Source organism: Micromonospora inositola (genome assembly GCF_900090285.1).
Lineage (GTDB): Bacteria > Actinomycetota > Actinomycetes > Mycobacteriales > Micromonosporaceae > Micromonospora > Micromonospora inositola.
Map to the genome: position 1 here is coordinate 5,075,125 of NZ_LT607754.1, position 25,313 is coordinate 5,100,437.

29 protein-coding genes and 2 riboswitches are annotated in these 25,313 nt (G+C 73.2%); of the genes, 21 read left to right on the top strand and 8 right to left on the bottom strand.

The window, feature by feature from the left end; genetic code table 11:
* Positions 1-4: 4 nt before the first annotated feature.
* From GA0070613_RS24185 to gcvP, 15 genes are all read left to right on the top strand, one after another.
* Positions 5-475 carry a MarR family winged helix-turn-helix transcriptional regulator gene (locus GA0070613_RS24185; RefSeq protein ID WP_089014387.1) on the top strand — a complete coding sequence of 157 codons (471 nt, stop codon included), beginning with the start codon at positions 5-7 and terminating at the stop codon, positions 473-475.
* Between the two features lie 325 nt (positions 476-800).
* Positions 801-1,442 (top strand): CDP-alcohol phosphatidyltransferase family protein, encoded by a 642-nt coding sequence (locus tag GA0070613_RS24190; protein WP_089014388.1) that lies wholly within the window; start codon positions 801-803, stop codon positions 1,440-1,442.
* Positions 1,439-2,383: a DUF881 domain-containing protein gene (locus GA0070613_RS24195; RefSeq protein WP_089014389.1), complete on the top strand. Its 945-nt coding sequence runs from the start codon at positions 1,439-1,441 to the stop codon at positions 2,381-2,383. The genes GA0070613_RS24190 and GA0070613_RS24195 overlap by 4 nt, the downstream gene beginning before the upstream one ends.
* Entirely contained in the window at positions 2,380-2,712 is a 333-nt protein-coding gene (locus GA0070613_RS24200; protein ID WP_007071104.1) for a small basic family protein, read from the top strand. Before GA0070613_RS24195 ends, GA0070613_RS24200 begins: the two co-directional genes overlap by 4 nt.
* 10 nt (positions 2,713-2,722) lie before the next feature.
* Positions 2,723-3,652 (top strand): DUF881 domain-containing protein, encoded by a 930-nt coding sequence (locus tag GA0070613_RS24205; RefSeq protein ID WP_089014390.1) that lies wholly within the window; start codon positions 2,723-2,725, stop codon positions 3,650-3,652.
* A 57-nt stretch (positions 3,653-3,709) separates the two neighbouring features.
* Complete coding sequence (gene gcvH / locus GA0070613_RS24210) at positions 3,710-4,090, top strand: glycine cleavage system protein GcvH (RefSeq protein WP_089014391.1); 381 nt, start codon at positions 3,710-3,712, stop codon at positions 4,088-4,090.
* Between the two features lie 214 nt (positions 4,091-4,304).
* Positions 4,305-4,757, top strand: coding sequence for an oxoglutarate dehydrogenase inhibitor Odhl (odhI, locus tag GA0070613_RS24215; protein WP_007071101.1), 453 nt, complete (start codon positions 4,305-4,307; stop codon positions 4,755-4,757).
* Between the two features lie 50 nt (positions 4,758-4,807).
* Positions 4,808-5,497 carry a transcriptional regulator FtsR gene (gene ftsR / locus GA0070613_RS24220; RefSeq protein ID WP_172876022.1) on the top strand — a complete coding sequence of 230 codons (690 nt, stop codon included), beginning with the start codon at positions 4,808-4,810 and terminating at the stop codon, positions 5,495-5,497.
* Between the two features lie 213 nt (positions 5,498-5,710).
* On the top strand, positions 5,711-6,175 hold the full coding sequence (locus tag GA0070613_RS24225; RefSeq protein WP_089014393.1) for a bifunctional nuclease family protein: 465 nt from the start codon (positions 5,711-5,713) through the stop codon (positions 6,173-6,175).
* A 208-nt stretch (positions 6,176-6,383) separates the two neighbouring features.
* Complete coding sequence (locus tag GA0070613_RS24230) at positions 6,384-6,983, top strand: MerR family transcriptional regulator (RefSeq protein WP_089014394.1); 600 nt, start codon at positions 6,384-6,386, stop codon at positions 6,981-6,983.
* Between the two features lie 479 nt (positions 6,984-7,462).
* Positions 7,463-7,861 carry a group I truncated hemoglobin gene (locus tag GA0070613_RS24235; protein WP_089014395.1) on the top strand — a complete coding sequence of 133 codons (399 nt, stop codon included), beginning with the start codon at positions 7,463-7,465 and terminating at the stop codon, positions 7,859-7,861.
* A gap of 2 nt (positions 7,862-7,863) precedes the next feature.
* Positions 7,864-9,030, top strand: coding sequence for a globin domain-containing protein (locus tag GA0070613_RS24240; protein ID WP_089014396.1), 1,167 nt, complete (start codon positions 7,864-7,866; stop codon positions 9,028-9,030).
* A complete protein-coding gene (locus GA0070613_RS24245; RefSeq protein WP_089014397.1) occupies positions 9,027-9,722 on the top strand; it encodes a DivIVA domain-containing protein in 696 nt (231 codons plus the stop codon). Before GA0070613_RS24240 ends, GA0070613_RS24245 begins: the two co-directional genes overlap by 4 nt.
* A gap of 522 nt (positions 9,723-10,244) precedes the next feature.
* Entirely contained in the window at positions 10,245-11,120 is an 876-nt protein-coding gene (locus GA0070613_RS24255; RefSeq protein ID WP_089016160.1) for an NAD-dependent protein deacetylase, read from the top strand.
* Between the two features lie 111 nt (positions 11,121-11,231).
* A riboswitch (glycine riboswitch) is annotated at positions 11,232-11,332 on the top strand.
* Between the two features lie 76 nt (positions 11,333-11,408).
* Positions 11,409-14,231, top strand: a complete 2,823-nt coding sequence (gene gcvP / locus GA0070613_RS24260; RefSeq protein WP_089014398.1) for an aminomethyl-transferring glycine dehydrogenase — start codon at positions 11,409-11,411, stop codon at positions 14,229-14,231.
* Positions 14,232-14,353: 122 nt separating this feature from the next.
* On the opposite strand, the gene GA0070613_RS24265 is transcribed toward gcvP, so the two are convergent.
* Positions 14,354-14,554, bottom strand: a complete 201-nt coding sequence (locus GA0070613_RS24265; protein ID WP_088962150.1) for a DUF5999 family protein — start codon at positions 14,552-14,554, stop codon at positions 14,354-14,356.
* Between the two features lie 123 nt (positions 14,555-14,677).
* Between GA0070613_RS24265 and GA0070613_RS24270 the strand changes: the two genes are divergently transcribed.
* On the top strand, positions 14,678-15,988 hold the full coding sequence (locus tag GA0070613_RS24270) for a chorismate-binding protein (RefSeq protein ID WP_089014399.1): 1,311 nt from the start codon (positions 14,678-14,680) through the stop codon (positions 15,986-15,988).
* Between the two features lie 27 nt (positions 15,989-16,015).
* On the opposite strand, the gene pip is transcribed toward GA0070613_RS24270, so the two are convergent.
* Positions 16,016-16,963: a prolyl aminopeptidase gene (gene pip, locus GA0070613_RS24275; protein WP_089014400.1), complete on the bottom strand. Its 948-nt coding sequence runs from the start codon at positions 16,961-16,963 to the stop codon at positions 16,016-16,018.
* Between the two features lie 52 nt (positions 16,964-17,015).
* Between pip and GA0070613_RS24280 the strand changes: the two genes are divergently transcribed.
* From GA0070613_RS24280 to def, 3 genes are read left to right on the top strand one after another with little or no spacing between them, the layout of a single operon-like run.
* Complete coding sequence (locus tag GA0070613_RS24280; protein ID WP_197698970.1) at positions 17,016-17,543, top strand: MarR family winged helix-turn-helix transcriptional regulator; 528 nt, start codon at positions 17,016-17,018, stop codon at positions 17,541-17,543.
* 5 nt (positions 17,544-17,548) lie between these two features.
* The gene (locus GA0070613_RS24285) at positions 17,549-18,316 is read left to right on the top strand and encodes a TetR/AcrR family transcriptional regulator (RefSeq protein ID WP_089016161.1); all 768 of its coding nucleotides are present in this window, start codon (positions 17,549-17,551) and stop codon (positions 18,314-18,316) included.
* Positions 18,317-18,364: 48 nt separating this feature from the next.
* Complete coding sequence (def, locus tag GA0070613_RS24290) at positions 18,365-18,874, top strand: peptide deformylase (RefSeq protein ID WP_089014402.1); 510 nt, start codon at positions 18,365-18,367, stop codon at positions 18,872-18,874.
* Between the two features lie 103 nt (positions 18,875-18,977).
* Here def and GA0070613_RS24295 read toward each other — a convergent pair whose 3' ends face one another.
* Complete coding sequence (locus tag GA0070613_RS24295) at positions 18,978-19,757, bottom strand: GNAT family N-acetyltransferase (protein WP_089014403.1); 780 nt, start codon at positions 19,755-19,757, stop codon at positions 18,978-18,980.
* 24 nt (positions 19,758-19,781) lie between these two features.
* Positions 19,782-20,144 carry a winged helix-turn-helix transcriptional regulator gene (locus tag GA0070613_RS24300; RefSeq protein WP_089014404.1) on the bottom strand — a complete coding sequence of 121 codons (363 nt, stop codon included), beginning with the start codon at positions 20,142-20,144 and terminating at the stop codon, positions 19,782-19,784.
* Between the two features lie 99 nt (positions 20,145-20,243).
* Between GA0070613_RS24300 and GA0070613_RS24305 the strand changes: the two genes are divergently transcribed.
* Complete coding sequence (locus GA0070613_RS24305) at positions 20,244-20,843, top strand: malonic semialdehyde reductase (protein ID WP_089014405.1); 600 nt, start codon at positions 20,244-20,246, stop codon at positions 20,841-20,843.
* 50 nt (positions 20,844-20,893) lie between these two features.
* Here GA0070613_RS24305 and GA0070613_RS24310 read toward each other — a convergent pair whose 3' ends face one another.
* The gene (locus GA0070613_RS24310) at positions 20,894-21,667 is read right to left on the bottom strand and encodes a sulfite exporter TauE/SafE family protein (protein ID WP_269459010.1); all 774 of its coding nucleotides are present in this window, start codon (positions 21,665-21,667) and stop codon (positions 20,894-20,896) included.
* Positions 21,668-21,864: 197 nt separating this feature from the next.
* Between GA0070613_RS24310 and GA0070613_RS24315 the strand changes: the two genes are divergently transcribed.
* Positions 21,865-22,644, top strand: coding sequence for an endonuclease/exonuclease/phosphatase family protein (locus GA0070613_RS24315; RefSeq protein ID WP_089016163.1), 780 nt, complete (start codon positions 21,865-21,867; stop codon positions 22,642-22,644).
* A 128-nt stretch (positions 22,645-22,772) separates the two neighbouring features.
* Here the strand turns inward: GA0070613_RS24315 and GA0070613_RS24320 are convergent, their stop codons facing one another.
* The 3 genes from GA0070613_RS24320 to GA0070613_RS24330 form a co-directional block, all read right to left on the bottom strand.
* Complete coding sequence (locus GA0070613_RS24320; RefSeq protein ID WP_089014406.1) at positions 22,773-23,651, bottom strand: bifunctional 5,10-methylenetetrahydrofolate dehydrogenase/5,10-methenyltetrahydrofolate cyclohydrolase; 879 nt, start codon at positions 23,649-23,651, stop codon at positions 22,773-22,775.
* Between the two features lie 13 nt (positions 23,652-23,664).
* A riboswitch (ZMP/ZTP riboswitch) is annotated at positions 23,665-23,748 on the bottom strand.
* Entirely contained in the window at positions 23,747-24,772 is a 1,026-nt protein-coding gene (locus GA0070613_RS24325) for a hypothetical protein (protein WP_089014407.1), read from the bottom strand. It overlaps the preceding riboswitch by 2 nt.
* Positions 24,773-25,035: 263 nt before the next feature.
* Positions 25,036-25,302, bottom strand: coding sequence for a cupin domain-containing protein (locus GA0070613_RS24330; protein WP_231929432.1), 267 nt, complete (start codon positions 25,300-25,302; stop codon positions 25,036-25,038).
* Between the last annotated feature and the right edge of the window lie 11 nt (positions 25,303-25,313).

The window sequence follows — 25,313 nt, forward strand, 5'->3', positions numbered from 1 at the left end:
GCGGGTGGAGCGACCTCCGAATCTTGCCGCGGCCATCGATGCGGCTGCTGAGGCGCTCGTCGGCGTGCTCGATTCGGCGACCTCGCGGCACACCGTCAGCGTCTCGCCGACCCAGCTGCGGGTGCTCTCGCTGATCATGGCGCATCCGGACACCAACGTGAACCGGCTGGCCGAGCTGCTGGACGTGGTGCCGTCGTCGGCGAGCCGGCTCTGCGACCGGCTGGAGGCGGTCGGCCTGGTCCGTCGGGTGGCGGATCCCCGCGACCGGCGTGAGGTCCGATTGATCCCGACCGTGGCGGCGGAGACGTTGCTGCTCGAGCTGAAGGACCGCCGGCACCAGGCCGTGCAGGAGGTCCTCGACCGGATGCCCAACCGGGTGCAGCACGAGCTGCTGCTGTCCCTGGTCGCGTTCAGCCAGGCGGCGGCGCTGTCCGCGCAGCAGACCGGCACCGATTCCACCGTCCGTACCGCCTGACCGCGCCGGCCCGGTCAGGCCGGCGCTGGCCTGCCTCCAGGCGCCCAACTAGTGTCCTAGGACGCCTTAGAGGTGGTGCGAGGCCGCACAGGATCTGAAACCTCTGAGCAACGACGCAGTCTCGGCCCCGGGGCCACGGGAAGGAGCCCGATATAGTGGCAGCGCAACTCAACGGCCCACGATCAACCGATCGTGGGCCGCATCGGGGGAGGTCCCAGCCCGGGATCGCAGAGGGCGCCGGCGCTGACCGGCCGGCAACGCGCACGTTCCTCCGCAGCGGCTGACCACGGTCGGCCGCCGGATCGTGCTGCGAAGGGAGGGTTCCGTGTCGGATCGCCCGGCTCACGGGGAGCGTTCGGCTTCCGGCGGTACGACCGCGGTCGTGGGGGACCGTGTTCTCACCCTGCCGAACATCATCAGCTTCATCCGCCTGGTCGGCGTGCCGCTGTTCCTCTACCTCTTCCTGGTCGTCCGCGCTGACGTGGCGGCGATCGTGGTGCTCGCCATCGGCGGCACCAGCGACTGGGTGGACGGCTGGATCGCGCGCCGCCTGCACCAGGTCAGCCGGCTGGGGGAGTTGCTCGACCCGCTCGCCGACCGGCTCTACATCCTGGCCACGCTCCTGGCGTTCACCGCGCGGGAGGTGGTGCCGTGGCAGTTCACCGCGGCGCTGCTGGCCCGCGAGCTGCTCCTGCTCGGTTCGTTGGCCGTGCTGCGCCGGTACGGCTACGGCCCGCCGCCGGTGCACTACGTGGGCAAGACCGCCACCTTCCTGCTGCTGGCCGCGTTTCCGGTCCTGCTGCTCGCCGCGGCGGCGCCGGCCACGGCGACCGCCGCCGGCGCGATCGGCTGGGGGCTGGCCTGGTGGGGGCTGGTGCTCTACTGGGTGGCCGGCGGGATGTACGTGGTGCAGGCCAGTCGCCTGGTTCGCGCGATGCGGTCCCGCTCCGGGGGTGCGCCGGCATGAGCTCGACCTCCCGCGACGGCCGGGCCCCCGCGGCCCGGGCGTACGCGCCGGACTTCCTCACCGACCTGTTCCGCAACCCCCTCGACCCCGGGTACGCGGACGCGGCGGCCCGCCGTCGGCAGGCCCCGCCGTCGGGCCTGCGCCGCTGGGCGGCGCGTCCGGTGACCGTGGTGGTCGTGGTGGCGATCGGGTTCCTCTTCTCCGTCGCCTACCGGGAGACGATGGCGGAGGAGCCGGGTCGGGCGAAGGCCCGCGCCGGCCTGATCGCCGAGATCAAGCAGCGGGAGAGCGAGACCGACCGGTTGACCGCGCGCGCGGACCAGCTGCGCGAGGAGGTGAGCCGGCAGCGGGACGCGGCACTGAGTGGCTCGCAGGCGTCCCGGTTGCGGAGCCTGGAGGCGGGCACCGGTCTGGCCCGGGTGCGGGGTGACGGTGTGGTGGTGCGGTTGGCCGACGCCTCCGAGGACAAGGACGCGGTGACGGGGGCGGACGCGGGGCCGTCCCGGGTGTTGTACTCCGACCTGCAGAAGGTGGCCAACGCGTTGTGGGCGGCGGGCGCGGAGGCGGTCGCTGTCAACGGGCAGCGGTTGACCGCGACGTCGACGATCCGGTCGGCGGGGGAGGCGATCCTCGTCGACTACCGGCCGGTGACGGGCCCGTACGAGGTGACGGCCATCGGCCCGGGTTCGATGAGGGACCGGTTCGACGCCAGCCGAGCGGCGAGCCTGATGCGGGAGGTCGCGCGGAGCACGGGCCTGTCGTTCGGGGTGAAGGAGGCAGATGACCTCACCCTGCCGGCCGCTCCGCAGCCACGGCTACGCTACGCCGAGCCCTCGGTCAGTCCGAGCCCGTCGCCGTCGGGTTCGGGCGCCGCGGGTTCGATCAGTCCCGGGCCGTCCGGCTCGGGGACCTCTCCCAGCCCCTCCGGAGGTGGCCGATGATCGCGGTGCTGGCGTTGCTCGCCGGTGTGGTCCTCGGGGTGTACCTCGACCCCACCGTGCCCGCTGCGTTGCAGCCGTACCTGCCGATCGCCGTGGTGGCCGCGCTCGACGCGGTGTTCGGCGGGGTTCGGGCGAAGCTCGACCGGATCTTCGACGACAAGCAGTTCGTGGTGTCGTTCATCTCGAACGTGCTGGTGGCGGGTCTGATCGTGTACCTGGGTGACCAGCTGGGGGTGGGCGGTCAGCTCTCCACCGGTGTGGTGGTCGTGCTCGGGGTGCGCATCTTCGGAAACGTGGCGGCGATCCGTCGCCACCTGTTCCGGGCGTAGGTTTGTGGCGATGAGCGACGAGCACAGGGAGACCGGGACCGGTTGGCCGGAGGCGGAGCCGCCACGGCCGGAGGGGCCGGCGGGTGAGCCGGATCCGCGGCCGGAGGCGCCGGATCCCGACGAGTTGAGCCCGCTGGCGCCGGACGAGCCGGCGGAGCGGGAGGCCGACGCGCCGGCGAGTCCCGAGGCGGAGCCGGAGGGTTCCGCCCCGGCGGCCGGCCCGGTGGCCGCCTGGTCGGGGAAGCGGCGGTTGACGTCGGCCGGGGCGATGATCGCCGTGCTGCTGGCGTTGCTGGGGTTCACCCTGGTGGTGCAGTTGAAGACGACCTCGACGGATCCGACCCTCGCGGCGACGCGGGAGGAGGACCTGGTCCGGATCTCGTCGGACCTGGATTCGCGGGAACGGCGGCTGCGGCAGGACATCGCCACGTTGGAGGAGAGCCAGCGGCAGTTGCGCTCGGGTGAGCAGGGTCGGCAGGCGGCGCTGGAGGAGGCGACGCGGCGGGCCGATGAGCTGGGCATCCTGGCGGGCACGTTGCCGGCGGTGGGGCCGGGGTTGTCGGTGCGGTTCGAGGGGGACGGCAAGGCGATCTCGTCGACGCGGATCCTGGACGCGGTGGAGGAGTTGCGGGGCGCGGGCGCGGAGGCGATGCAGATTTCCGGTGCCGACGGGACAGCGGTGCGGATCATCGCGTCGACGTATTTCGTGGACGCGGACGGCGGTGGCCTGGTGGTGGACGGGCGGCGGTTGAGTGGCCCGTACACGATCCTGGTGATCGGTGAGCCGGCGACGATGCGTACGGCGTTGAACATTCCCGGCGGGGTGGTCGCATCGGTTTCGGATGCCGGCGGTAACGTGATCGTCGAGGAGCGTGAGGTTGTCGAGGTTTCGCAGCTGCACGCGCCGATCAAGCTGGAACACGCCCGTCCGGTTTCCTGACCGGGCGTGGCCGGCGCCGGTTCCCCCCGGTGCACCGATGGATGAAGGACGCAGCTGGTGATTCCTGAGGATCTGCGGTACACCGCCGAGCACGAGTGGCTGGTCGGTGGCGACGGCGGCGCCGTCCGGGTCGGCATCACGCACTTCGCGCAGGACGCCCTGGGTGACATCGTGTTCGTCCAGTTGCCGGACGAGGGTGCGGTGGTGGCGGCGGGTGAGCCGCTGGGTGAGATCGAGTCGACGAAGAGCGTGTCGGAGATCTACGCGCCGATCAGCGGTACGGTGGCGGCGCGCAACGAGGCGCTCGCCGACACCCCTGAGGTGATCAACACGGATCCGTACGGTGCGGGATGGTTGTTGGAGATCACCCCGGATGATCCGGCGGCGGTCGAGGGTCTGCTGACCGCCGGCGCGTACCGCGAGCTCACTGAGAGCTGAGTGTCGTCCCGGGCTGCGGGGTTGTCTCCGCGCGTCCGGGTTGCCCTGCATTTCGGCGCTGGCTAGGCTCGCCCAGTCGACCGAGAACCCAATAGTTGAGCGTTTGTGGAATGCGCCTTCCCGGGCACGGGGAGCCAGCCGCCGGGTGTGACTGCCCGGCGGCCAGACCCGCCATTACCCGACGCCGACCGAACAGATCCGTGAGGTGGTCCCCATGACGCGCCCAGACGACGAGTTCCCCCCACTCGACGTCACTTCGACGCTCAATCTCGGTTCGCTCGACGAAGTGCTGGAGGGTCCGGACACCGACGTGGTGCCGAGCCGGATGTCCGGTTCGTTGCCGCCCGGGATGGCGTTGCTGGTGGTTCGCCGGGGTCCGAACGCGGGCGCCCGGTTCCTGTTGGACCACGATGTGACGACGAGTGGCCGGCACCCGGACAGTGACATCTTCCTGGACGACGTGACGGTGTCGCGGCGGCACGCGGAGTTCCACCGTGACGGTGGCACGTTCACGGTGCGGGACGTGGGCAGCCTAAACGGCACGTACGTGAATCGGGAGCGGGTCGAGGCGGCCACGTTGAGCAATGGTGACGAGGTGCAGATCGGCAAGTTCCGGGTGGTGTTCATCGCCGGTCCGCGCCCGGAGGAGGAGGCCGGCCGGGGGTGAATGAGCCTGCGGCTTCGACGCCGCCCGGGGTGGCCCGGTCCCACCCGCTGATGAGTATCGGTGAGGTGCTGGGGCAGTTGCGGGTGGAGTTCCCGGACGTCACGATCTCGAAGTTGCGGTTCCTGGAGACCGAGGGTCTGGTGGAGCCGCAGCGGACGCCGGCGGGGTACCGGAAGTACAGCTGGGACGATGTGGCGCGGTTGCGGTTCGTGCTGACCGCGCAGCGGGACCAGTATCTGCCGTTGCGGGTGATCCGTGACCAGTTGGCGGAGTTCGACGCTCCGGGCCGGCAGCGGCCGACGTTGGTGGCGGTCGGTCCCGGTGGTGAGGTGCCGGGTCGGGGTGGGCAGGAGCCTGCCGAATCGGCGCAGGTGCGGCTGGGGCGGGCGGAGCTGATCTCCCGTAGTGGGATCGACGAGTCGACGTTGGGTGAGTTGGAGCGGCTCGGTGTGCTGGTGTCCGATCCGGCGGGTTGGTTCGACGCGGATGCTCTGATCATCGCGCGGGCGGTGGCGGGGTTGGCGGAGTACGGGCTGGAGCCGCGGCATCTGCGGGGTTATCGGACGGCGGCGGATCGGGAGGTCGGTCTGTTCGCGCAGTTGGTGGCGCCGTTGGCGCGGCAGAGTGATCCGGCGGCGCGGTCCCGGGCGGCGGAGACGGCGCGTGAGTTGGTGGCGTTGTCGCAGCAGTTGCACGCGGCCCTGGTGCGGGTGGGGTTGCGGTCGACCTTGGGTCGGTGAGGTGTGGGCCGGGTGTCGTGGGGCGCCCGGCCTTCTCCGTCGGTGCACGCGGAAAGATCTGCCCCGGGAAGCGTGTCGTAGGCTTGCCGGGGTATCCCCTTCCCTGGCGAGACGCGTGGTGCACGTAGCGCATGGGACTCTCGTGTCGCGGTCCGTGTACCGTGCAGGGAAGGGCGCGGTGCGGGCGTAGGTGACAACGACACGGAGGCGGCGGTGCGCGAGCTGAGCGTGGTCGGAGTTCGGGTGGAGCTGCCCAGCAACCAGCCGATCGTCCTGCTGCGGGAGGTCGAGGGGGACCGCTATCTGCCGATTTGGATCGGCGCGGTCGAGGCGACGGCGATCGCCTACGAGCAGCAGGGGGTCAAGCCGGCCCGCCCGTTGACGCATGATCTGCTGCGGGACGTGCTGGCGGCGTTGAAGGCGCCGCTGCGGGCGGTGGAGATCACCGAGTTGAAGGAGAACGTCTTCTACGCCGACCTGCTGATCGGGGACGGTGTGCGGGTGTCCGCGCGGCCGAGCGATTCCATCGCGTTGGCGTTGCGGGTCGGGGCTCCGATTCGTTGCGCGGAGGAGGTCCTCAGCGAGGCGGGGATCGTGATCCCCGACGAGCAGGAGGACGAGGTGGAGAAGTTCCGCGAGTTCCTGGAGCAGGTGCGGCCGGAGGACTTCGCGGGCTGATTCCGGTCCCCGGTCGGGTGTCGACGGCCGACGGTTGGGCATCACGGTTAGTGACGGTGTGTGATCGTCGGTGATCTTCCGAGTGCTGCGCGGCGTGTCGCGTCGGTTCCTCCGTGGCAACTCCTGAGGGCCGCTATAGGGTTGCGGTGTCGAGGGGTGCACGTTCGGAGAAACGGCGTGTCGCCGCACGGGCGGGGAGGTTGTCCGGATGCACGAGCCGCGAGATCCTGATCCGGGTACGCCGCAGCAGGCGTCGCCCGTCCCGGGCACCGAGGGTGATGGTGTGGTGGGCTACCGGGGTGTCACCGCCTGCCAGGCGGTGGGTATCAGCTACCGGCAGTTGGACTACTGGGCCCGGACGGGGCTGGTGGTGCCGAGCGTGCGGGACGCGTCGGGTTCGGGGACGTCCCGGTTGTACTCCTTCCGCGACCTGGTGGTGTTGAAGGTCGTGAAGCGCCTGCTGGACGCCGGGGTGTCGCTGCAGAACATCCGGAAGGCGATCGAGGCGTTGCGGTCGCGTGGGGTGGAGGATCTGGCGGGGATCACGCTGATCTCGGACGGGACGACGGTGTACGAGTGCCGGTCGCCGGAGGAGGTGGTCGACCTGTTGCAGGGCGGCCAGGGCGTGTTCGGCATCGCGATCGGCGGGGCGTTCAAGGAGATCCAGGGTTCGCTGTCGCACCTGCCGGCGGAGCCGGCGGCGGGTGGCGGCCAGGATTCGGTGGCGTCCGCACCGGAGGCGTCGGAGGCGTCGGAGTCGGTGGGGGACGAGTTGGCGGCGCGGCGGGCGCGGCGTCGGGCGGGCTGACCCGTCGCCGGGCGACACGCCCGGGGGATTTCGAGGATCGCGTCGTGGCTGGGGCCCGGCGCGATCTGTCGTTGGTGACGCTGAGTATTCCTATGTGGACGTCACGGCCGGGCTTGGCGGGTCCGATCAGCGGGACGGGCGGCCTCGGTGGCGCCATGCCTGGTCAGCGGTGGCGACGGGGGTCGGCCGCGCGGACCGTCGGTTGTCGACTGTCCCGTCCGTGGGCGACCCGATGGTGGACGCGCTGTGGCCGAACCGGTCGCGGCGGGTGGACGGATGGACCAATCGGCTGTCACGTTCCGTGGTCGCGCCCTGTCAGGAATCCGATAGGGGGGCCGTGACCCGATCGGCGTGGCGCGCTATGGTCCCTGACGGTCGCTGTTGCGTCGACGTCACCGCCACACCGGGTGACGTGCGCCGGCTGCCGGTTGCCCCTCCGCGGGCGTTGCCCGCGTGCCCCCACCCCGGAAGGAACAGCAGTGACGGTTACGGAAGAAGTCACTCCCGTCTCCCACTACGAACGCATCGGCGGCGCCAGCTCGGTGAAGGCGGCCGTGGAGGTGTTCTACGACAAGGTGCTCGCCGACCCGGAGCTGGCCGGCTACTTCGCGGACGTGAACATGGCCGAGCAGCGGCGGCACCTGGCGCTGATGCTGACTGTGGTCCTCGGTGGACCGAACGAGTACGCCGGTCGCGGGCTGGCCGAGGCGCACCAGTCGTTGCACATCCCGGTGGCGCACTACGTCAAGGTCGGTGAGCACCTGACCGCGACGCTGACCGAGCTGGGCGTGCCGGCGGACATCATCGCCGACGTGCAGACCGTGCTGGGGCAGGTGCAGGACCAGGTGGTGTCGTCCGGCAACGGGACGGGCGCCTGAGCGTGGACGCGGCACGGCTCAAGCAGAGCTGGTCCCTGGTCGCCGCCCACGGCGACCAGGTGCCGCTCTACTTCTATTCCACACTGTTCCTGGCGTATCCGGAGACCCGGCAGATGTTCCCGACCAACATGGCCGGGCAGCGGGACCGGCTGGTCACCGCGTTGGGGCACATTGTGTCCCATGTGGACCAGGTCGACCGCCTGGTCGGGTTCCTCCAGGACCTCGGCGCCGACCACCGCAAGTTCGCGGTGCGCGCCGAACACTATCCGGCGGTCGGCGAGGCGCTGCTGGCGACGCTGCGGCATTTCCTGGGCGAGGAGTGGACCGACGAGCTGGCCCAGGACTGGGCGGCCGCGTACGGGCTGGTCGCGCAGGTGATGACGGACGCGGCGCAGGCGGCGGAGGCGGTGAACCCGCCGTGGTGGGTGGCCGAGATCCTCGCCCATGAGCGGCGGGCGTTCGACGTGGCGGTGTTGACGGTGCGGCCGCAGTACCTGCTGCCGTTCACGCCGGGCCAGTCGATCGGGGTGTCCCACCCGGCGGTGCGGTCGTGGCGGTACTACTCGCCGGCGAACGCGCCGCGCGCCGACGGCACGCTGGAGCTGCACGTGCGGGCCGCCCCGGGCGGGGCGGTGTCGTCGCGGCTGGTGTACGGGTCCGCGGTGGGTGACCCGGTTCACCTGGCGGCTCCGGTGGGCGACCGGTTGACGTTGTGGTCGGCCGGGTCGAGCGACCTGCTGCTGCTGGCCGCCGGCACCGGCTGGGCGCCGGTGAAAGCGCTGGTGGAGCAGGTCGCGGCGGAGGGTTCCCGCCGCCGCGTGGACCTGTATGTGGGGGCCCGCTCGCGCAGCGAGTTCTACGACACCGACGCGATCGACAAGCTGGCCTCATCGCACCCGTGGCTGTCGGTGACGTACGTCGTGGGTTCGGACATGCGGCGGCCGGGTGAGTTCGTGCACTTGGCGGACCGGGCGTTGGCTGACGGCGACTGGCGGTCCCGGCACGTTTACGTGTGCGGCTCCGACGAGATGGTCGGCCATTCGGTGGCGGCGTTCACCCAGGCCGGTTACCACGCCGGTCAGCTGCACCACGAGGGCTTCGGTAAGCACTGGTACGGGCCGGCGTGGCGGACGGTGACCGGCCCTGACAATTCCGGAGGTGTCCGGTGAGCGCGACCCCGATCAGCAGGTACGACGGCGTGCAGGTGTCCGGCAGCGTGCAGGTGCGGATGACCGCCGACCGGGTGCGTCGTTGGGAGTTCGGCAGCGCCTCGTTCGCCCGCCGCGGCTACGACCACACGGACGTGGACCGGTTCCGGATGCAGGTGGCCGACGAGTTGGACCTGCTGTCGGCGCAGATCGCGACCCTGCGGGCGGAGAACGAGCGGCTTAACGACCACGTGGAGCTGCACCGGCACGGGGTGATCCCGAGCACCGACGCGGGGGCGAAGCTGCCCGCGGCGAAGGAGGTCAACCTGCTGTCGGCGGCGCAGCGGGAGGCCGAGCAGATCATCGCGCAGGCCCACGACTACGCCCGGCGGGTCGCCGAGTACGCCCGGGTGCAGTACGAGAGCTACATGCAGGCGGCGGCGGAGGACGCGAAGCAGGAGGCCGAGCGGGCGGTGGCGGATTACCGCAGCAACGCCGGCACCAACTTCGACGACTCGGTGGCGACGCGGGAGGCGTTGCGGATCTTCGGCGAGATGATGATCTCGCACATGCAGGCGGCGGCCCGGCACCTCGACGACGGCAGCGAGCAGTTGGCGCGGACGATGGACCGGATCGTCCGGGAGACCGCCGGTGCGGCGCCGGTGGGCGGCGCCGCGTCGCAGGCCGCATTGCCCCGCCACCAGCACCGCTGAGGGGTCGCCCCGCCCCGGGCGGGTCGGCCACCCGGCCCGACGGTCGGCGCCCCCACTGCCGGGCGCCGACCGCGGGGTCGAGGGACACGGTGTCGCCGCTTGCCCTGACCGCCGGCGCGGCGCGCCCCGGTCCGGGCGCCCGCCCACACCTCGTCGGTGCCCGGCGCGGGCGGGTTCTGCACGCCCATCGAGGAGACCAGCAGATGGCGGCGGACCGCGGCGCGGGCGGCGGCGTCGGCGAGCAGCACCGCGGCGGCCCGGTCGACGGTGTCGTTGCGGGCGGCGCCGCTGCCCGGGCCGGTCCCCAACCAAACCGCGGGCCCGCCGCCGGCCGGTCGCGCTACGGGTGCGGGCCGTCTCCGCCGGGCGTCTCCCGTGGCCGGATCTGGCCAGGCGGACGTGGCGCGGTCGATCGCGTCGGTCGACCGCGCGGAGGCGGTCACCCGCCCGTGCCGTCGGCCCCGCGGGCGGCCGCTCGTCGTTGTCCGCCGCGTGAGGCAGCATGGACGGGTGACGGAGACGATGGACGCGCTGGCCGGCCTGGTCGCGGCGGGTGGCGTCGTGGTGTTGAGCGGGGCGGGGCTGTCCACCGAGTCAGGCATCCCGGACTACCGTGGCCCCAGCGGCGTGGCCCGCCGGCACACCCCGATGACCTACCAGACGTTCACCCGCGACCCGATTGCCCGCCGGCGGTACTGGGCGCGCAGCCACCTGGGGTGGCGGATGATCGCCCGGGCGGCGCCGAACGACGGGCACCGGGCGGTGGCCCGGCTGCAGGACGCCGGGCTGGTCGACGGGGTGATCACCCAGAACGTCGACGGGCTGCACACGGCGGCGGGCAGCGCCGACGTGGTGGAGCTGCACGGCCGCCTCGACGAGGTGGTCTGCCTGGACTGCGGCAACCGCACATCCCGGGAGGAACTGGACCGGCGGCTGCACGAGGCGAACCCGGGTTTCGACGCCGCAGCCGGCGCGATCAACCCCGACGGCGACGTGGAGCTCGACGACGCGCAGGTGGCCGACTTCCACACCGTGGACTGCACCTTCTGCGGCACCGGGATGCTCAAGCCGGACGTGGTGTTCTTCGGCGAGACGGTGCCCGGGGACCGGGTGTCGCGCTGCTTCGCCATGGTGGGTGCGGCCCGGCTGCTGCTGGTGCTCGGCTCGTCCCTGACGGTGATGTCGGGGCGGCGGTTCGTGCTGCGGGCGGCGAAGCTGGGCATCCCGGTGGTGATCGCCAACCAGGGCCCCACCCGCGGTGACGGGTACGCGGCGTTGATCGTCGACGCGCCGCTGGGGCGGCTGCTGCCCGTGCTGGCCGACCGGCTGGGCGCCGGCCGGGCCGGCGACGGCGGTCGGGGCGCGGTGCCGGCGGCGGTGGCCCCGGCCACGCTGTGAGCCCCACCGACGGGCTCGTGCCTCGGGACACCTCCTGCCTGCCCATGATGGCGCCGGCGGGGTACGACATCCGCCGGTGACACCGGCGCTGGTAGCGTTGACCATGCCGGTACCACCCACGCGGGAGAGACCGCCCCAGCAGCACCGGGGGCGGCGCCGAAGGGGCAGATTCCTCCCCGGAACCTCTCAGGCAAAAGGACCTCGTGGGCAGGCGCTGTGGAGCGCTTCGCGCGTGACTCAGGGGGAGGCCGACCTGTCGACCTCGCCCCCGCAAGGAGCGCAGCGAACATGACCGCTGAGCACTTCGCCGACCGTCACATCGGCCCCGACCCGGACGACGAACGCCGCATGCTGGAGACCGTCGGCTACGGCTCGGTCGATGAGCTGATGGACGCGGCGATCCCCGAGGTGATCCGCTGGCACGGCACCCTCGACCTGCCCGCCCCGGCCAGCGAGCGGGAGGCGATCGCCGAGCTGCGCGCCCTGGCCGCCCGCAACACCGTCGCCGTGTCGATGATCGGGCTGGGCTATCACGGCACCCACACCCCGGCGGTGATCCGCCGCAACGTGCTGGAGAGCCCGGCCTGGTACACCGCGTACACGCCGTACCAGCCGGAGATCAGCCAGGGCCGGCTGGAGGCGCTGCTGAACTTCCAGAGCATGGTGTCCGAGCTGACTGCGCTACCGGTCGCGAACGCCTCCATGCTCGACGAGGGCACCGCCGCGGCCGAGGCGATGACCCTCGCCCGCCGCGCGTCCAAGAGCAAGAGCCCGGTGTACGTCGTCGACGCCGACGCCCTGCCGCAGACCATCGCGGTGATCACCAGCCGGGCCGAGCCGCTCGGCATCGACGTGCGGGTGCTCGACCTCGGCGCCGCCGAGCTGCCGGGTGAGTTCTTCGGCCTGCACCTGCAGTACCCGGGGGCGTCCGGGGCGGTGCGGGACCACGCGCCGCTGGTCGAGGCCGCGCACGCGGCCGGGGCGCTGGTCACCGTGGCGGCGGACCTGCTGGCGCTGACCCTGCTGCGCCCGCCGGGCGAGATGGGCGTCGACATCGCCGCCGGCACCACCCAGCGGTTCGGCGTACCGATGGGCTTCGGTGGGCCGCACGCCGGCTACCTTGCGGTGCGGGCGGGCCTGGAGCGGATGCTGCCCGGCCGCCTGGTCGGGGTGTCCCGCGACGCGGACGGCAACCCGGCCTACCGGCTGGCGTTGCAGACCCGCGAGCAGCACATCCGGCGGGAGAAGGCGACCAGCAACATCTGCACCGCCCAGGTGCTGCTCGCGGTGATGGCCGGCATGTACGCCGTCTACCACGGCCCGGACGGGCTGCGGGCGATCGCCCGGCGTACCCACGACATGGCGGCGCGGCTCGCGGCCGGCCTGCGCGTCGGCGGCGTCGAGGTCGCGGACGTCGCGTTCTTCGACACCGTCACCGCGGTCGTGCCGGGCCGGGCGGCCGAGGTGGTCGCGGCGGCTGCCGAGCGGAACGTGAACCTGCGGCTGGTCGACGCCGACCGGGTGGGCATCTCCTGCGACGAGACCACCACCGGGGCGCACCTGCGGTCGGTGTGGGCGGCGTTCGGGGTGGACGGGTTCGACGGCGACGTGGACGCCACGCTGCCCGTGGCGCTGGCCCGCACCTCGGACTTCCTCACCCACCCGGTGTTCCGCAGCCACCACTCGGAGACGGCGATGCTGCGCTACCTGCGGCGGCTGTCGGACTTCGACTACGCCCTGGACCGGGGCATGATCCCGCTCGGGTCGTGCACGATGAAGCTCAACGCCACCACCGAGATGGAGGCGATCACCTGGCCGGAGTTCGCGCACCTGCACCCGTTCGCCCCGGACGCGCAGACCGCCGGCTACCGGGAGCTGATCGCGCAGCTGGAGGGGTGGCTGGCGGAGGTCACCGGCTACGACGCGGTCAGCGTGCAGCCCAACGCCGGGTCGCAGGGCGAGCTGGCCGGGCTGCTGGCCATCCGGGCGTACCACCGGGACCGGGGCGAGGTGCACCGGGACGTGTGCCTGATCCCGTCGTCGGCGCACGGCACCAACGCGGCGTCGGCGGTGATGGCCGGCATGCGGGTGGTCGTGGTGGCCTGCGACGCCGACGGCAACGTCGACCTGGTCGACCTCGACGCGAAGATCGACAAGCACCGCGACGCCCTCGCGGCGATCATGGTGACGTACCCGTCCACGCACGGCGTGTACGAGACGGGCATCGCGCAGCTCTGCGCGAAGGTCCACGACGCCGGCGGTCAGGTGTACGTCGACGGGGCGAACCTCAACGCCCTGGTCGGGTTCGCCAAGCCCGGCAAGTTCGGCGCCGACGTGTCGCACCTGAACCTGCACAAGACGTTCTGCATCCCGCACGGCGGCGGCGGCCCGGGCGTCGGCCCGGTGGCGGTCCGCGCGCACCTGGCGCCGTTCCTGCCCGGCGACCCGTCCGGCGCGCACGTCGACGGCCGGCCGGCGATCTCCGCGGCCCGGTACGGGTCGGCGGGGATCCTGCCGATCCCGTGGGCGTACCTGCGGATGATGGGCGCCGCGGGGCTGACGCGGGCGACCGGGGTGGCGGTCCTGGCGGCGAACTACGTGGCGGCGCGGCTGCGCAACCACTTCCCGGTGCTGTACGCCGGCAACAAGGGCCTGGTGGCGCACGAGTGCATCCTCGACCTGCGGCCGCTGACCAAGGCGACCGGGGTCAGCGTCGACGACGTGGCCAAGCGGCTCATCGACTACGGCTTCCACGCCCCGACGATGTCGTTCCCCGTGGCGGGGACGCTGATGGTGGAGCCGACCGAGAGCGAGGACCTGGCCGAGCTGGACCGGTTCTGCGACGCGATGATCGCCATCCGGGCGGAGATCGACAAGGTGGGTTCGGGGCAGTGGCCGACCGGGGACAACCCCCTGGCGAACGCGCCGCACACCGCGGCGATGGTCTCCGGCGACGAGTGGCCGCACCCGTACCCGCGGTCGGTGGGCGCGTACCCGGGGGCGGTCGACCGGATGGCGAAGTACTGGCCGCCGGTGCGGCGGATCGACGGCGCGTACGGCGACCGGAATCTGGTCTGCTCGTGTCCGTCGCCGGAGGCGTTCGAAAGCTGAGGCGGGCTGCGCCGGGGCGTTGGTCGTGCCGCCCCGGCCGGCGCGCCGACCTGGGGAGGGCGGTCCCCCGGTGGGGGACTAGCCTGGGTCGGCGGAGTCGCTCGGTTACCGAATGTGATCAGTTAGGCGACGAGGGCGTGCCGGGCGGGGCCGCGGTGCGGGGCGATGGTGCTGCCGTCGGGGAGCAGTTCACCGGTGTCCTCGAAGACGATGACACCGTTGCAGAGCAGGCTCCAGCCCTGCTCACGGAAGCAGGCGATGACCCGGGCGGCTTCGCGGTCGGTCGCCTCGGCGGAGGGGCAGGTGGGTTGGTGCTGGCACATCGGGTTCTCCGGACTGTGGGGGCACTGTGTCATGGTTCACATGACCAGTGACGCACAGTACCAAGCGGAAGTGCGCGGTATCGAGCAGCCATCCGCCTTGTTCACCTTAAATCCACTGAACGGATGAGCAAGAATGAGCCAACCGGCGTGGAAACGCTCCCACCGGTGATCGACGTACCCGGTGCGCCGGACGACTGTCGCGGCCGGCTCGTCGAGCGGGCCCGGCTGCAGTGGCGCCGCGGCGACGGCGGTGATCCGGCGGCGCTCGCGCAGGAGTTCCTCACCGGTCACGGCGTCGCCGTCGCCGACCTGGGCCGCCCGGGCCGCCACGACCCGGACGGGGTCTGCGGCGCCGCCCTCTACCTCTCCGCCGCCGCCGGCGCGCTGCTGGCCGGCGGCGCGCCCGGCGCGGCCACCCCCGTGCCGGCGCTGCCCGACCTGGTGGTGGTGGTCTACGACCACGGCGAGCCGCGCGCCGCCGGCACGTCCGACCGGCTCGGGCCCTCCACCGCCGGCCTCCACCGGCCGGCCGCCCCGGGAGCGGTCGGCCACCCGATCGCGTCCACCGGGCCCGCCGTGTCGCGGGCCGACCACAGGCACGGTGGCCCGGCCCCGGCGGCCGGTTGGTGGCTGGGCGAATGGCGGGAAAGCTGGACGCCCCGCCAGCACGCCGACGCCGTCGAGGCGGTCCGCGCCGCCATCGGCCGGGGCGACGTCTACCAGGTCAACCTGGTCGGCCATGCCGCCGCGCCGTACGCCGGCGACCCGCTGCCCGCCCTGGCCCGCCTCGGCGCGCTGCCCGGCGCCCGCTACGGCGGCACGCTGTCGGGGCTGGACTGGGCGATCGGCTGCGCCTCCCCGGAGACCCTGGTCGAGGTCGAGGGCGGACGGCTGGTGACCCGGCCGATCAAGGGCACCCGACCGGCCACCGCCGCCGGCCGGCGGGAGCTGCTCGCCTCGGCCAAGGAACGCGCCGAGCACGTGATGATCGTCGATCTGGAGCGCAACGACCTGGCCCGGGTGGCCCGTACCGGGTCGGTGCGGGTCGACGAGCTGTTCGCCGTACGGCGGTGGTGCGACCTGTGGCAGGCGGAGTCGACGGTGTCGGCGGCGGTCGCCGACGGCCTGGGCCTGGCGGACCTGCTGCGGGCGGTCTGCCCGGGCGGGTCGGTGACCGGGGCGCCGAAACTCGCCGCGCTGGACCGGATCGCGGCCCTGGAGCCGGTCGGTCGGGGGGCCAGCATGGGCGCGTTCGGCTGGGTGGGTTCCGGCCGGATCGACCTGGGCCTGACCATCCGCACCGCCGCCGCGGACGCCGAGCTGCTGCACGTCTGGGCCGGCGGCGGCATCACCTGGGGCAGCGACCCGGCGGCGGAGGTCGCCGAGGCGGCGGCGAAGGCCGCCCCGGTGCGCGCCCTGCTCGCCGCCGACTGACCGGCCCGCCGCGCCGGCCGGGCGCGGTCAGCGGTGACCGAACTCGTCCAGCGCCGCCACGACGATCTCGGTCATGCCGTGGCCGGTGCCGTGCCCGCCGGTCTCCACGATCTCCAGCCGGGCGTCCGGCCAGGCCTGGGTGAGCTGCCAGGCGATGTCCGGCGGGCCGCTGACGTCGAGTCGGCCCTGCACCAGCACGCCCGGGATGCCGGCCAGCTTCCCGGCGTCGCGCAGCAGCGACCGGTCCGGCATGAACCCGCGGTTGGCGAAATAGTGGGTGACGAGCCGGGCGAACCCCATCCGGAACACCGGGTCGGCGTAGCGCGGGCTGGGCCGGTAGCCGCCGGCCAGGGAGACGTGCACGTCCTCCCAGGCGCACCAGTCCCGCGCTGCCCGGTCGCGTACCTCGGGGTCCGGGTCGGCGAGCAGCCGGGCGTACGCGGCCGACAGGTCGCCGTCGCGGTCGGCCTCGGGCACTCCGTCGCGGAAGCGGGCCCACTCGGCGGGGAAGATCCGGCCCATGTCGCGGGTGACCCACTCGATCTCCCGGCGGGTGTTGGCCACCACGCTGAACAGCACTGCAGCGGTGACCCGGTCGGGGTGGCGCTGGGCGTAGGCGAGGGCGAGCGAGGAGCCCCAGGAGGCGCCGTGCAGCAGCCAGCGGTCGATGCCGAGGTGCGTCCGGAGCAGTTCCATGTCGGCGAGCAGGTGGGGCGTGGTGTTGACCGACAGGTCCACGGCCGGGTCGCTGGCGTGCGGGGTGCTGCGTCCGCAGCCGCGCTGGTCGAACAGGACGACCCGGTAGGCGGCCGGGTCGAACATCCGGCGCCAGCCGGGGGTGGCGCCGGAGCCGGGCCCGCCGTGCACGACGAGCGCCGGCCGGCCGTCGGGGTTGCCGCAGGTCTCCCAGTACACGCGCTGGCCGTCGCCGACGTCGAGCATGCCGTGGGCGTACGGCTCGATCGGTGGATACATCCCGGTTCCCCTCCCGCGGACCAGATACAACAGCGCTGTTACATTAGCGGACGTGACCGGAACACCCGACCGCGAGGCGCTGGGCACCCTGCTGCGCCACGTGCTGGAGCTGCTCGACGGCGACGTCGCAGCCGTCTACGCCGACCTGGGCCTCGCCGACTACCGGCCGCGGTTCTCCCCGCTGGTGCGGGCGCTGGTGGCCGACGGTCCCCTCGCCATCCGCGACCTCGCCGCCCGGGTCGGGGTCACCCACTCGGCGGCCAGCCAGAGCGTGGCCCAGATGAGCCGGGCCGGCCTGGTCACCCTCGCCCCCGGTGCGGACGCCCGGCAGCGCATCGTCACGCTCACCGACCGGGCGTACGCGCTGCTGCCCGCGATCGAGGCGGAGTGGGCGGCGACCAGCACCGCGATGCGGCACCTCGACGCCGAGCTGCCGGTGCCCCTGGCCGACGAGCTGTACGCGGTCCTCGCCGCGCTGCGCCGCCGGCCGCTGCACGACCGGATCGCCGACACCGGCCTGGCGCCGGCCGGCACGAGGGCTGAGGAGGCCGCGGCCAGACACCAGCAGTGGCTACAGTGACCGGAGTGACCACCGAGTACAGCGGCACCGGCGATCCCGCCCGCAGCCTCGCCCTGCTCTGGCGCACCCGGGAGAAGACCAGCCGCAAGGGCGGCGACCTGAGCGTCGAGCGGATCGTCCGGGCGGCGATCGAGGTGGCCGACGCGGAGGGGCTGGCCGCGCTGTCCATGCGTCGCGTCGCCGAGCGGCTCGGCGTGGGCACGATGTCGCTCTACACCCACGTGCCCGGAAAGGGCGAACTGCTCGACCTCATGCTCGACACCGTCTACGGCGAGACCGCCCGCCCCGAGGACGTCCCCGGCGACTGGCGCGGCCGGCTCGAGCAGATCGCCCGAGAGAACTGGGCGCTCTACCTGCGCCACCCGTGGCTGCTCCAGGTCGCCACCACCCGCCCCCCGCTCGGCCCGAACGTCAGCGCCAAGTACGAGTACGAACTGCGCGCGGTCGACGGCATCAGCCTGACCGACCTGGAGATGGACTCCGTCATCACCCTCGTCGGCGGCTATGTCCACGGCGCGGTACGCGGCGCGGTGGAGGCCGCCCAGGCCGCCCAGCGCACCGGGATGACCGAGGAACAGTGGTGGCACGCCCACGCCCCGTACCTGGAGAAGGTGATGGATCCGCGCCGGTTCCCGCTCGCCGCCCGGGTGGGCACCGCCGCCGGTCAGGAGTACCAGGCCGCCGCCGACCCGGCCCGGGCCTTCGAGTTCGGCCTGGCGCGCATCCTCGACGGCGTCGAGGTCCTCGTCCGGACCCGCGCGAGCGGCCACTGACGGCGGGTGGCGCAACGGCAGCGGTAACCGACGGATAGCCTTCCGGGCATGACTATGCGCCCGATCCGGATCATCGGCGACCCCGTGCTGCGCACCCCGTGCGAACCGGTGACCAGCTTCGACGCCGACCTGCGCGCCCTGGTCGCCGACCTGATGGACACCCTGCTCGGCGCCCCCGGCCGCGCCGGGGTCGCCGCCCCGCAGATCGGGATCAGCGCTCAGGTGTTCGTCTACGACGCCGACGGCCACCGCGGGCACATGATCAACCCGACGTTGGAGCTGTCCGAGGAGCTGCAGGACGACGACGAGGGCTGCCTGTCCATCCCCGGGCTGTACTTCCCGACGCCGCGGGCGATGCACGCCACCGCGCACGGCTTCGACCAGCACGGCCAGCCGCTGAGCATCTCCGGCAGCGGTTTCCTGGCCCGCGCGCTGCAGCACGAGACCGACCACCTGCGAGGCCGACTCTACGTCGACACCCTGCGCGGGGAGGCTCGCCGCCGGGCGCTGCGCGAGATTCGCGCCGGCCGCTTCGACTCACCCAGCCGGCACCGCTGACCGCATGCCGCCGTCGCTCGGCCGGTCGTAGGCTCGCCCGGCCCGGCGGTCGCGTCGACCCGCCCCGGCTTGTTGACCCGATGTGGCGTGGCATGCGGGACAGTCAGACCCGACCGAGGGCGGTCAGCGCATACTCGCCGTAGCCGGCGACCCGGGTGAAACCCAGCCGCTCGTACAGCCGCACCGCCGTGGCGTTGTCCGCCTTCACGTTCAACGTGACGTGGTCGACGCTCGCGCGCAGCCGTCCCCACAACGCCGCCACCGCCGCGCCCGCCAACCCCCGCCCCCGTACCCGCGGGTGGGTGGTGACGTTGCCCAGCGCCGCCACCCGCCAGGTGGGGGACCAGACGTGCACGCCGGCCACCGCGACAAGGTCACCGCCCTGCCGGATCCCCACGTACTGGCCGGTGTCCAGCATCCGCGGATCGAACCAGTTGCCCGGATAGGCCGCGGCGTAGAGCTCGTGCAGCTGCGGCAGGTCCGCCGCCGACAGCGGCTCACCGGCCGGCTGGACCGCCGCAAGGCGCGCCGGATCGGTCAATGCCATCTTGAGGTGCGCCGTGGCCGCGTCGACCCGGAACCGGGGCGCCAGCACCAGGTCCAGGCCGGGGGACAGGTGCGCGTACAGGCGGGCCGGCAGCAGCGGCGCCAGCTCGGTCAGCAGCGCCGCCAGCTGCGCGGTCCGTTCCGGTGGCGCGAACGCCAGCAGCGTCGGCGGGTTGACGCCGTGGTAGAGCAGCGCCACCTGGTCCTCGCGCCGGAACCAGGAGGTGTACGGCCAGAAGAAGTCGTCGAGGTCGCCGAGCTCGTAGGCGTGCAGCACCGGGTCGCGGCCCAGCAGCTCGGCCAGGACGGCCCGGTCGTGTTCGGCGCGCACCGGCATCCGCCGATGATCACACAGTGCGAGTCAGCAGCCGGCGCCGAGTCCCGGCTCGGCGGGGAGATTCTGCTCGGCCCAGCGCGCAAGGGCGTCCAGGGCCGGCGCCAGCGCCGCGCCCCGCTCGGTGAGCTGGTAGCTGACCCCCAGCGGCGGCCCCTCGCGTACGGTCCGGGAGACCAGCCCCACCCGGGCCAGCTCGCCGAGGCGGTCCGACAGCACGGATTCGCTGATGCCCGGCAGGGCGCGGCTCAGCTCGGCGAAGCCGGCGGGGCCGCCCGCCAGGGTGCCCAGCAGCATCCCGTTCCACCGCTTGCCGAGGAACGCGAAGACGCGGGCGAGACGCGCGTCGCACGCCCGCGGGGTGCCACCGACCTCCGGCCTGACCGTCATGCCTCAAGGATACGGGTCACACCGACGGAGACAGGTACTACTAAAAAGCTAGCTGCTACCGTTGGAGCAGTTGAGGCAACCGTCAGAGCGAGGAACCCGATGACCGACCTGATCACCCTGCACCCCGAGGCGCAGGCGCAGCTGTTCACCGACGCCCGCACCGCCAACACCTTCATCGACGAGCCCGTCACCGACGAGCGGCTGCGGGCCATCTTCGAACTCGCCAAGTACCCACCCACCGCCGCCAACACGCAGCCGCTGCGGGTGCTGTTCATCCGCGACGGCGAACCCCGCGAACGGCTGCTCACCCACATGAGCGAGGGCAACCGGGCCAAGACCGCCTCCGCGCCGGTCGTCGCCGTGCTTGCCGCCGACACCGACTTCCACGAGTTCGTCCCGCGGGTCTTCCCGATCCGCCCGCAGATGCGCGACGACCTCGCCGGCGACGTGCAGGGCCGCGAGCGGATGGCCCGGTTCAACGCCACCCTGCAGATCGGGTACTGGCTGCTCGCCGTCCGGGCCGCCGGGCTGGCCGCCGGGCCGATGGGCGGCTTCGACGCCGAGGGCCTCGACAAGGAGTTCTTCGCCGACAACGGCTGGAAGTCCCTGCTCGTGGTCAACATCGGCAAGCCCGGCCCGGACGCCTGGTTCCCCCGCCTGCCCCGGCTCGACTACGACGAGGTGGTCCGGCACGCCTGACCCACCGCCCGGCCCGGTCAGCGCGACCGCCGGCCGAGCCGGCAGCCCGCTCAGCCGGCCCGCCACTGGTCGTAGCCCAGCTTGCCGACCAGCGCCAGGACCACCACCAGCAGCACCACCCGCACGAAGCCGGAGCCGCGCCGCAGCGCCATCCGCGCGCCCAGCGCGGCTCCGGCGACGTTGCACACCGCCATCCCCGCGCCCAGCAGCCACCACACGTGCCCGGTGTACGCGAACACCACCAGCGCGCCCAGGTTCGTCCCGGCGTTGACCACCTTCGCCATCGCCGAGCCGTGCACGAAGTCCGCACCCACCAGCGCGGTGAACGCCAACACCAGGAACGTCCCCGTACCCGGGCCGATCAACCCGTCGTACAGGGCGATGCCCAGCCCGGCCACCGCCACCGCCGCGACCACCCGGGCGGGTGTGCGCCGCTCCGGCTGCGCCACCACCCCCAACCGGGGCCGCGCCAGCACGAACAGGGCCACCGACACCAGCACCACCAGCACCACCGGCCGGTACGCCCCCGCCGGCACGGCCCCCGCGAGGGCCGCGCCGAGCCCGGCCGTCACCACCGCCAACCCCGCCGACGGCCCCGCCACCGCCCAGTCCAGTTTCGTCCGCCGCGCATACGTCACCGCCGCGGTCGACGTGCCGAAGATCGCCGCCAGCTTGTTCGTGCCCAACGCGGTCGCCACCGGCACCCCGGGCGCGGCCACCAGCAGCGCCGGCAGCAGCAACAGCCCACCTCCGCCGACCACCGCGTCCACCCAGCCCGCCATGGCGGCCGCGGTCAGCAGGGTGGTCAGCGACAAGGGGTCCACGGGCGGCCATTCTGCCCACCCCGTGCGGCCCGGCGAGACCACCTGTGGCCAGCCTCACCGCCCCGGTCGGGAGCCTCAGCGGCCCCGCCGCCGCCGCAACCACAGACCGGCCGACGCCACCACCACGAACACCAGCACCGAACAGACCAACGCCTTGAGCACCTGGCAACCCTGCCACGGGGACGTAGGGTGTGCACGTGCGCCTGGCCACCTTCAACCTGCTGCACGGGCGATCCCTCACCGACGGGCTCGTCGACCCCGACCGCCTCACCGCCGCCGTCACCGCCCTCGACGCCGACGTCCTGGCCCTGCAGGAGGTCGACCGCGACCAGTCCCGCAGCGGCAACCTCGACCTCACCGCGGTCGCCGCCCGCGCCCTGGGCGCCCCCGAGCACCGCTTCGCCGCCGCCGTCGTCGGCACCCCCGGCGAACAGTTCCGCCCCCTGACCCACGACGACGACGGCCACGGCGAACCCTGCTACGGCATCGGCCTGGTCAGCCGCCACCCCGTCCGCTCCTGGCAGGTCACCCGGCTGCGGCCCGCCCCCGTACGCTCACCGGTCTACGTCCCCGGCCCCGGCGGCGGGCTCATCCTGCTGCGCGACGAACCCCGCGTCGTCCTCGCCGCCGTCCTGGACACCCCGCACGGCCCGCTCACCGTCGCCGCCACCCACCTGTCCTTCGTCCCCGGCTGGAACGCGCTGCAACTGCGCCGCGTGGTCCGCGCCCTGCGCGCCCTGCCCGCCCCGCGGATCCTGCTGGGCGATCTCAACCTCCCCGCCGGACCCGCCGCGCTGCTGTCCCGGTGGCGGCCCCTCGGCCGCCGCCCCACCTACCCGGCCGGGCAGCCTCGCGTCCAGCTCGACCACATCCTCGCCGACCGGCAGGGCCTGGACCGGCTCCCGCCCGTCACCGCCGTCGACACCCCGCTGTCGGCCATCTCCGACCATCGGCCCCTCATCGTCGACCTCGGCTGAGCAGCTCCTCCGCAGCCACGCCACCTACCGTCACCGCGACGGAAGGCGGCACCCCTGCGGCCGGGCCCACGCCCGTGGTGGCGATGGTGAAAAGAGGGGAGGGGCCAGGTAGGTGGCTCACCGGCGCCTCAGCCCAGCCCGGCCGCCCGCCGCGCCGCCCGAACCGCGTTGCGGAACAACATCGCCACCGTCGTCGGCCCCACCCCACCGACCCGCGGGGTGATCGCCCCCGCCACCTCGGCACACGACTCGTCCACGTCCGGCAGCAACCGCCGACCCTCGTAGCGCACCCCGCCACCGACCACCACCGCACCCGGACGCACATGCTCCGGCCGCACGATCCCCGGCACCCCGGCCGCCGCCACGAGGATCTCCGCCCGCCGTGTGTACCGCGGCCAGTCCGCCACCCCGGTGTGCACCACCGTCACCGCCGCGTTCGCCGTCGGCCGCTTCTGCGCCAACAACATCGCCAACGGCCGACCCAACGTGGCCCCCCGACCCAGGATCACCACCTCCCGGCCGGCCACCGGCACTCCGTGGAACGCCAGCAACGCCTCGATCCCCGCCGGTGTGCACGGCAGTGGCCCCGGCAACCCCAACGCCAGCCGGCCCATGTTCACCGGATGCATGCCGTCCACGTCCTTGTCCGGATCCAGCACCTGCAAGGCCCGGTCGTAGTCCAGGTGTGCCGGGATCGGATGCTGCACCAGCACCCCGTGCACCGTCTTGTCCGCGTTGAAGTCCTCCAGCACCCGGTGCAGCTCCGCCTGCGACGCCGACGCCGGCAGGTGCACGTGCGGGGAGGCGAACCCCAGCTCCGCCGCCTGCCGCTGCTTGATCCGGATGTACCCGGCGCTGGCGTCGTCATCGCCCACCAGGACCGTCGCCAACGCCGGCGTCACCCCCGCCGCGCGCAGGGCCGCAACATCCTCGGCGACCTCCGCCAGCACCCGCTCCGCCACCGGCCCACCCGGCAACAGCCGAGCCGTCGTACCCGTAGAAGACATGCCACACCTCGCCCGCGGAGGCCCAGGCGGTCGACCCCCGCGACGAGCTCCCCGATGGTTACTGCCATCCCCGGTGCCGCCAGTCGCGTCAGCGGTCAGCCTGCCACATCCCACCCGCCGATCGCACCCGCCACCGCCCACCAGCCGGGCAGCGACGCCACCACCTCGTCCGCTCGCCGCCGCCGCTGCGCCGCCGACGCGACCCCCAGATCCGCGACCGCCGCCTCGAACGCCGGCCGCAACGCCACCTCCCGCCCCGGCGCGTCCGCCGCCAGGATGCTGTGACACCGGGCGTACGTCGCGACGATCCAGAACATCGCCTCCCGGTGCCGGCCCGCCGCGATCAACTCCGCGCTGCCGTCCACCACCACCGGCCGCGCCGCCGGGCTGATGTCCGCGCTGAAGACGAACGGGGTACGGGCCACCCGCGCCGCCTCGTCGTACGTGGCCGCCAACCCGGCCAGGTGCCCTCGCACCCGGTCCGGACCCACCCCGCCACCGTCCAGCGACGCCAACAGCTCCGGATACCGGTCGGCCAACCCGTGCGCCGCCAGCACCTCCCGGGCCAGCACGTACCGCCGGCGCACCGTCGGATTCCGCAGCGCCGCCACCGCCGGCAGCACCGCCGCCACCGACGTCGGGAACAACCACGCCGTCACCTGTTCGTGCAGCGGCGCCGCCGCGTCCACCACCCGCAGCCCGTCCTCGATCCGGCGGCGCACCCCCGCGCACCGCCGCCGCACCCACACCGGATCGGGGAACCCCGCCGCCACCCGGTCGCGGATCGTCGCCAGCCGGCCCGTCGGATCGGCGATCACCGTGTCCGTACGGAAGCACGGCGCGAACACCCACGACCCGAGCACGTCCTCCGGCGACCCGAGATCGGCCCAGGTGAGCGCGGTCACCTCCAAGAGCACGCCCCGGTGGCGGAGCTTGCCCAGCTTCGCGGCCGGCTCGTCGCGCACCACCACGACGTCCACGTCCGACGACGCCGGCAGCACCGCGTCATCCGGCAACCCCACCGTCGATCCGCTGAAGAAAGCGCCCCGCACGCCCGGCTCCCGCCGCGCGTGCTCCCGCACCCACTCCGCCGCCACCGCCCGCGCTTCACCCGTATGCATTCCGGAGATGGTGCCACCGGGTGCGGCCGTTCGCTGTGTCCCGCTGATCTGCTCGTCCCGGGCGACCTTCGTGACATCTGTTGGCCCTGACCGTGAGCAGAACTGCTCCGGCACAGCGTCGTGGCCGCGGATGCGCCCCCAATTTCCCGATCAACGCTCACTCGAGGCGGGGCGGGCGCGGTATTCCTCGTCGGTGACGAGCTCGCCCCATTCGGACTCGGGGCCCTGGCCCTCGCCGGGGCCCTCCCACATGGCGAGGTGGGTCATGAAACGGTCGGGGGTGGCCCCGTGCCAGTGCCACTCGCCCGGGGTGTGTGGACGGTGTCACCGGGCCGCATGACGACGACCTGGCCGCCGCGGGACTGCACCAGCCCGATCCCCTCGGTGACGTGCAGCGTCTGCCCGACTGCGTGGCAGTGCCAGGCGGTGCGGGCGCCGGGGGCGAAGCGCACGACGTTGACGCGCATCCGGGAGGGCTCCTGGCCGGCGGCGACGACATCGAACCAGACGTCGCCGGTGAACACCTCCATCACAGCGTGTG